Below are 7338 nucleotides of genomic sequence, written 5' to 3'. Positions count from 1 at the left end.
CAAAGCTCCTGGCCCGAGGCGCCCCACCCACACGCCCAAACGACGCCCAACAACCACCACGCCCACCCCTGGGATGACTCATGTAGGGAACGGTGATGCGACCGGAAACCGTCCGTCGCGGGCACCGCTGGGCCGCCGGGCCGCCGGGCCGTCAGACCGCCGGGCCGTCAGACCGGGTGCCGGCCCATCCAAGGGCCGGCACCCGGTTCGGCGACGCTCTCCGGGGGGAGTGAACAGAGCGTCCGCCTGGGTGATGGTCCGGTGGCCACCCCCTGGAACGGATTCCCTTCGACGGGGTCGACCGTGCGAGATCCTATGCACCCGAAGCGTCCCATGGGGCGGTTCCGACTAAGGTCTTGGTCCTCTTCACGTCCCGAACCGGACTTTCGGCACGGACCGGGTTGTTCAGAACACCGATTCGGTGTCGTTACCGCGACGCAGCCGATGGGCGAGCGCGGTGTGTCGACGGCCGGAGGAGGCGTTGCGGACCGCTTGGGCCAGGGCCCGACGGGAGCCCACCAGCACCACCAGTCTCTTGGCGCGGGTGATGCCGGTGTAGAGCAGGTTGCGCTGCAACATCATCCACGCACTGGTGGTGACGGGGACGACCACCGCCGGGTACTCGCTGCCCTGGGAGCGATGCACGGTGATGGCGTAGGCGTGCGTGAGCTCATCGAGTTCGGCGAAGTCGTAGGTGATCTCCTCGTCCTCGTCGGTGCGCACCGTCATCTCCTGAGCGACGGAGTCCAGACCGGTGACCACTCCGAGGGTTCCGTTGAAGACGCCGTTGCGCCCCTTCTCATAGTTGTTGCGGATCTGGGTGACCTTGTCGCCGACCCGGAAGATCCGGCCGCCGAAGCGACGTTCCGGCACACGATCCCCCGAGGGGGTCAGCGCCTGTTGCAGGGCGGTGTTGAGGTTGGTGGCGCCTGCCGGCCCACCCTTCATGGGGGCCAGGACCTGCACGTCGCGGAGCGGATCGAGCCCGAACCGGCGAGGGATGCGGCGCGCCACCACGTCGACGGTCATCTCGGCGGCGGAGTCGGCGTCCTCACAGGGGAAGAGGAAGAAGTCGTCCATCCCCTGGAAGTGCGGTGGTTCTCCCTGGTTGACACGGTGCGCGTTGGTGACCACGCCGGACTGCTGGGCCTGGCGGAACACGTGGGTCAGGCGCACGTTGGGAATCGGCGAACCCTCGTCCAACAGGTCCCGCAGGACTTGGCCGGCACCGACCGAGGGCAGCTGGTCGACGTCGCCGACGAACAGCAGATGTGCCCCGGGCGGGACCGCCTTGACCAGCTTGTTCGCCAGGATCAGGTCCAGCATGGATGCCTCGTCCACCACGAGCATGTCGCAGTCGAGGGGGTTGTCGCGGTCGTGCGCCGCCTCTCCACCGGGGCGCAACTCCAACAGACGGTGCACGGTGGCGGCCTCGTGACCGGTGAGTTCGGTGAGGCGCTTGGCGGCGCGACCGGTGGGTGCGGCCAGGATGATCTTGGCGTTCTTGGCCATCGCCATGGTGACGATGGAAGAGACGGTGAAGGACTTGCCGCAGCCGGGGCCACCGGTGAGCACGCACACCTTCCGCGAAAGCGCCTCTTTGACCGCTTCGCGCTGGGCCTCGGCGAGGGAGGCGCCGGTACGCCGGTCGAGCCAGTCCAACGCCACCGGCCAGTCCACATCGGTGAAGGCCGGCATGCGCTCCTCGGGGCCCGCCAACAACGTGCGCAGCCCGGCGGCCAGGCCCATCTCGGCGCGGTGGAAGGGCAGCAGGTAGATGGCGCGTACGGGTTCTCCCTCGGGCCCGGGCACGGTCTCGCGGGTCACGCCTTCCTCGGCGACCAACCGGGCCACGCACTCGATGACGAGTCCGGTCTCCACCTGGAGGATCTTCACCGCGGCGGAGATGAGCCGTTCCTCCGGCAGGAAGCAGTGCCCGTCGTTGCTCGACTCCGACAGGGTGAACTGGATGCCGGCCATGACCCGTTGCGGACTGTCGTGCGGGATACCGACGGCCTGGGCGATGGTGTCGGCGGTCTTGAAGCCGATCCCCCACACGTCGGAGGCCAGCCGGTAGGGCTCCTTCTGCACCACCTCGATGGAGGCGTCCCCGTACTTCTTGTAGATGCGCACCGCGAGGGAGGTGGTGACGTTCACGCCCTGCAGGAAGACCATGACCTCCTTGATGGCCTTCTGTTCCTCCCACGCGTCGGCGATGAGCCTGGTGCGTTTGGGACCCAGGCCCGGAACCTCGATGAGCCGTTTCGGTTCCTCCTCGATGACGTCGAGGGCGTCGGTACCGAAGTGCTCGACGATGCGTTCGGCCATCTTCGGGCCGATGCCCTTGATCAATCCCGAACCCAGGTAGCGGCGGATGCCCTGAACGGTGGCGGGCAGCACGGTGGTGTAGTCGTCGACGTGGAACTGACGGCCGTACTGGGGGTGGGAGCCCCAACGGCCGCGCAGCCGCAGCGCCTCACCCGGCTGGACCCCGAGCAGGGAACCGACCACGGTGAGCAGGTCGTTACCGCCTCGACCCGTGTCGATCTTGGCGACGGTGTAGCCGTTCTCCTCGTTGGCGTAGGTGACGCGTTCCAGGACCCCCTGGACCACCGCCTGTCCGCCTGAGGTGGACCGGGATGGTTCGGACACCGGGCACTCCTCCTTCCTCAGTTCCGGGCGTCGATGGTCGGCGACTCCTCGCCCAGGACGGCGAGCACCCGATCACGATCGGGCCGGCGCAGGCCGCGGGCGACCAACCGGTAGGAGTGTTCGAGCATCTCCAGGAATTCGTCGTCGGGAACACCGCCGTCCAGCCGCACCGAGTTCCAGTGCCGCTTGCTCATGTGCCAACCGGGGGTGACCGCCGAGAACTCGGCACGAAGCTCCAGGGCGAGTTCCGGGTCGCACTTGAGGTTGACCACCGCCGGCTCCGATGGGACGAGCAGCGCGAACATCTTCTGCCCGGAGATCTTGTAGACGAGGGGGCCGGGGCCGAAGGGTTCGCTCTCGTCGGTCTCGGGGAACCACAGGGCCGCGTCGATGAACTGTTCCGGTGTCATACGCGCCTTCCCTCTCGCCGTCTCGTCCTCTTAGAGCCTGCCAGAAAGCGATGACAGCCGGGAGCGCCGTTCCGGAACCTGTGAATGACCGGTGCCACCGGAAGCCGTCGACCTCCGGGATCAGTCGCGATCGAGGTCGGGGAGTTCGGCCACGCGCATGGCCATCTCCTGGGCACGTACCAGGGCTTCGAGTTCGGGATCCCCCGCCTCCGCGCCGACCGCCTCCACCGCGATGCCGTCCAGTTCCCTGGCCGCGCGAAGGTCGCGTTCCTCGGCCTCGGCCGCGCGGATCAGGTCGGCGTAGCGTTCCAGCAGCCGGATCCGCTCCTCGGCCCGGGCGACGTCCCGGGCGAGTGCGTCCGCGGCGCGTTCGGCGGCTTCCTGTCCGCGGCCACCGGCGGTGGGGGCCACGTCCATGCGTCCTCGCAGCTCGGACTGGCGGCGCAGGGCGGTGGCCAGGGCCCACTCGGTCTCACCGAGCACCACCCGGTCCCGGATCGGATCGCGCAACACCTCGTCGCTCAGGCGGGAACCGAGCACGGTGTCCACCGCCCGTTGGGTACGCGTCAAGAGCGCGACCGCCGGTTCGTCGAGCATCCCGGGGACGACGTACCTGCCTTGGGCCTCGGCGACGATCCGTCGCGGATCCGCCGCCGACGTCTCCTGGTTCCGTCGTTGCGTGTACAGGGCGGAACCTCCCACCGAGAGGACCGCGAAGACACAGACCAGGACGGAGAGCAGAGTGGACATACCGGGTAGCGCGATCCTCAGGAGCGCGCACCAGCCCAGCGCGTACAGCACCAGCAGCAGCGGGCGGTAGGGGCCCTGATCCGAGGGAGCGGGGTCCGCGTCACCGTCGGAAGGGACACGGTTAAGGGCCGAGGCCAGGCGGCGCACGCCCTCCATACCCAGTTCGGGGTCGATCGAGGCCCGGTCACCGGAGCCCGCCGTTCCGGGCGACCCGTCCGCCACCCGCTCCCGAACCTCCATCGCGCGCGTGGTGAGGACGGGTGTGCCCCGGGAGTCGTTGACGAGGAGGCCCCACCGGATGAGGTCGGCCTCGGTGCTGGGGGCGGCCGGCCCGGGTAGCCAGGAATCCGCGGTGCCCGGGACGAGCGTGGCCTCACGTAACGAACGGAGCATCGCGGGGGTCACTTCGATGGTGGAGTGATCGGAGAGCACGAGCTTCAAGGTGGGGGGTCCTCACGGCCGGATGGTCAACGCATTCCTACCACCGAGCCGCCCGAACCTCCGCGCCACGGCCGACTTCAGAGCAGACCGAAGTAGGCACGCCCCTCCCTGGAGAGCATGTTGCTCAGCATCCATACGGTGAAGCCCAGCGGCACCAGCATGAGGAACTCACCGTGGAACAGGCCCCAGCCCAGGATGAGCCCGGCCAGCCCCTGGAAGAGCACGGTGCCCCAGTAGACGCCGACGGTACGGCGGCGCAGGCGTGTTCCAAGCAGCATCGAGAGCCCGCCGTAGAGCCCGGTGATCAGCGCCATCACGACCATCATCGAACGCATCATGGCGGCGTCGATGTTCATCTCGACGCCCTCGGCCGCGAAGTACGCGGACTGCTGGTCGAGGGCCTCGTTCATCGCCTCCTCCGGCGCTCCCAGGCCCATGAGGAAGAGCAGGGCCAGCAGCAGGCCGGACACACCACCGATGAACATGAGCGTCCGGGTGGTGGTCACCTTTCTCGGCATGGGGGCGTCGGGACTCAGCGCCTCGAAGTGGGCGTTGAAGTCCGGCATCCCGTGCTGCGGCGGGACCCCGCCCTGCTTCGGGTCGTACGGGTCCTGGCCAGAGGAAAACACGGACGCCCTCCGAGGGAAGTGATCGGGACCGACTTTCCCCTCCATGGTAGAGGGGTCGCACCCCGAGGGCCACGAGCAAGGTCGCGGTAGCCGACCAACGAGACCGGAACGCGTCACCCAGGGCGATCCCGCGATGTCGAGAACCTCCGGCGAACACGGGAGGTTCTGCAAATCGTAACCCCGGCGTCCATGCCCGCACGCCCTCCTCCCCCTTATGGTGAACGAACTCCGCTTCCGTCGTCGCACGACGGCGTCCCCGCCGATCCCCCTAAGGAGTCACACAAGCCATGTCCAGACTCGTGCGCGCGTCCGGCGCACTGCTCCTGACCGGCGCGCTGGTGGCACCCTTCGCGCCCGCCGCCGGCGCCTCCGCGCCCATGGACACCACCGATGACGCGGCCTTCACCCTCACCCTCCTGCACGGCAACGACCCCGAGTCGGCCCTGCTGAACGCACCCGCCGACCCGGATCACGGCGGAGCCGCGCGCTTCACCACGCTCCTGCGAGAACTGCGCACGAGCGAGGGCGCCGGCGAGGAGGCCGAGGACGGCGAGGCCGACAACCGCGGCGTGGTCACCGTCAACTCCGGTGACATGTACCTGCCCGGACCGGAGTTCGCGGCCTCCCAGGAGGACGGCGCGCCCTTCTACGACGCGATCGCCGCCTCCCACGCCGGGTACGACGCGGTCTCCATGGGCAACCACGAGTTCGACTTCGGCCCGGACCTGTACGCGGACTTCATCGACGGACTGCCCGAATCGACCCCCGTGGTGGCAGCGAACGTGGACGTGTCCGCCGAGCCCGCGCTCGCCGCGCACGAGGCCGCCGGTCGGATCACGCCGAGCACCGTGGTCGACGTCGAGGGCGAGCAGGTAGGCATCGTCGGGGCGCTCTACCCGGACCTGGCCACCATCACCAGTTCACGCGATGTGGTGGTCGACGAGGTCGTCGCCCCGGTCCAGGCCGAGGTCGACCGGCTCTCCGGCGAGGGCGTCGACAAGATCATCATGATCTCCCACCTGCAGAACATCACCTTCGAGGAGCGGGTCGCGCAGGAGCTGACCGGCATCGACGCCATCGTCGCCGGTGGTGGTCACGAGGTGATGGCCAACGAGGGCGACGCGCTGGTCCCGGACGACGAGGTCACCGTCCACCCCGGTACCGGTGAGCCCCTCTCCTACCCATTGGTCGCGCGGAACCCCGAGGGCGCCGAGGTCCCGATCGTCACCGCGGGTTCCAACTACAAGTACGTGGGCCGTCTGGTCATCAACTTCGACGCCGACGGCGACGTCGTCTCACTCGGCGACCGTTCCGGCCCGGTCGTGGTCGATGGTTCCGTGGAGCCGGACCCCGAGGTCGACGCCCAGGTCACCAAGCCCGTCTCCGAATACGTCGACGAGCTCGCCGAGACCGACGTCGCCCGGAGCGAGGTCGCTCTCGAAGGCCGCCAGGACCCGGGTGTGCGTACCCAGGAGACCAACCTCGGCGACCTGATGGCGGATTCCCTCATGGACACCGGCGCCCGTAACGCCGAGGAGTACGGGGTTCCCGAACCGCAGATCGGTATCCAGAACGGCGGGGGCATTCGCAACGCGTCGCTGATCCCCGCCGGGACGATCAGCGCGTTGGACACCTACTCCATCGCCCCGTTCGCCAACCAGGTCGCGGTGGTGCCGAACGTGCCTCGCGCCCAGGTCAAGGAGTTGCTGGAACACGGCGTGTCCGAGGCCCCGGCTTCCAACGGTGGGTTCATGCAGGTCGGCGGGGTCAACTTCGCCTACGACCCCGAGCAGACCGCGCAGGAGGTGAACGAGGACGGCGAGGTGCTGGGCGAGGGCGAACGGGTGCGCGACGCGGTCCTGCACGACGGAACCGTGCTCATCGATGACGGCGAGGTCGTCGACGGCGATCCCATCACCATCGCCACCAACGACTTCTCCGCCCGCGGTGGCGACATGTACCCGTTCCGCGGCGCCGACTTCACCGTGGTGGGCTCCACCTACCAGGGCGCGCTGGAGCTGTTCGTGTCCGACACCCTGACCGGTGAGATCACCGAGACGGACTATCCCGAGGGCGGCTCCGGCCGGATCGTGGTCGGCGACGAGGCCACCGCTCCGCCCGGAAACGGCGGTGGTGACGACGGCGAGGACGGTGACGACGAGGACGGTGACGGCGCCGGACCGTCTCCCTCCCCCAGCCCGTCCGACGTCCCGGGCGAGGGCCCTGACGGCGGTGGTGGCGGTGCCGACGGCGACCGTAAGGACGACAAGGGTTCCCTGCCGCTCACCGGCGGTGCCCTGACCGGTCTGATCATCGCCGCGTTGGTGGCGGTGGGCGCCGGTGGCGGTGCGCTCTACCTCGGCCGCAAGCGCGCCACGACCCCCGACGCCGGGAAGCTCGACGCCTGACCCTTCCCGTCATGACCAGGTGCGGCCCGTCCGGAACGCGTTCCGGAC

At 69.0% G+C, this 7338-nt stretch carries 5 protein-coding genes; 1 reads left to right on the top strand and 4 read right to left on the bottom strand.

What is annotated here, in order from left to right:
* Positions 1 to 405: 405 nt before the first annotated feature.
* The 4 genes from recD2 to NLI01S_RS20370 all read right to left on the bottom strand — a co-directional run bounded on the left by recD2 (position 406) and on the right by NLI01S_RS20370 (position 4882).
* Complete coding sequence (recD2, locus tag NLI01S_RS20385) at positions 406 to 2613, bottom strand: SF1B family DNA helicase RecD2 (RefSeq protein WP_067607020.1); 2208 nt, start codon at positions 2611 to 2613, stop codon at positions 406 to 408.
* Positions 2614 to 2669: 56 nt separating this feature from the next.
* Complete coding sequence (locus tag NLI01S_RS20380) at positions 2670 to 3062, bottom strand: MmcQ/YjbR family DNA-binding protein (RefSeq protein WP_067607018.1); 393 nt, start codon at positions 3060 to 3062, stop codon at positions 2670 to 2672.
* 120 nt (positions 3063 to 3182) lie between these two features.
* Entirely contained in the window at positions 3183 to 4253 is a 1071-nt protein-coding gene (locus NLI01S_RS20375; protein ID WP_067607016.1) for a hypothetical protein, read from the bottom strand.
* Between the two features lie 77 nt (positions 4254 to 4330).
* Positions 4331 to 4882, bottom strand: a complete 552-nt coding sequence (locus NLI01S_RS20370) for a hypothetical protein (protein WP_067607013.1) — start codon at positions 4880 to 4882, stop codon at positions 4331 to 4333.
* A gap of 287 nt (positions 4883 to 5169) precedes the next feature.
* Between NLI01S_RS20370 and NLI01S_RS20365 the strand changes: the two genes are divergently transcribed.
* Complete coding sequence (locus NLI01S_RS20365; protein ID WP_067607011.1) at positions 5170 to 7290, top strand: bifunctional metallophosphatase/5'-nucleotidase; 2121 nt, start codon at positions 5170 to 5172, stop codon at positions 7288 to 7290.
* The last annotated feature ends 48 nt before the right edge of the window (positions 7291 to 7338 follow it).

It is taken from the genome of Nocardiopsis listeri NBRC 13360, assembly GCF_001570765.1.
Lineage (GTDB): Bacteria > Actinomycetota > Actinomycetes > Streptosporangiales > Streptosporangiaceae > Nocardiopsis > Nocardiopsis listeri.
This window is presented reverse-complemented; position numbering and strand designations above follow the sequence as displayed.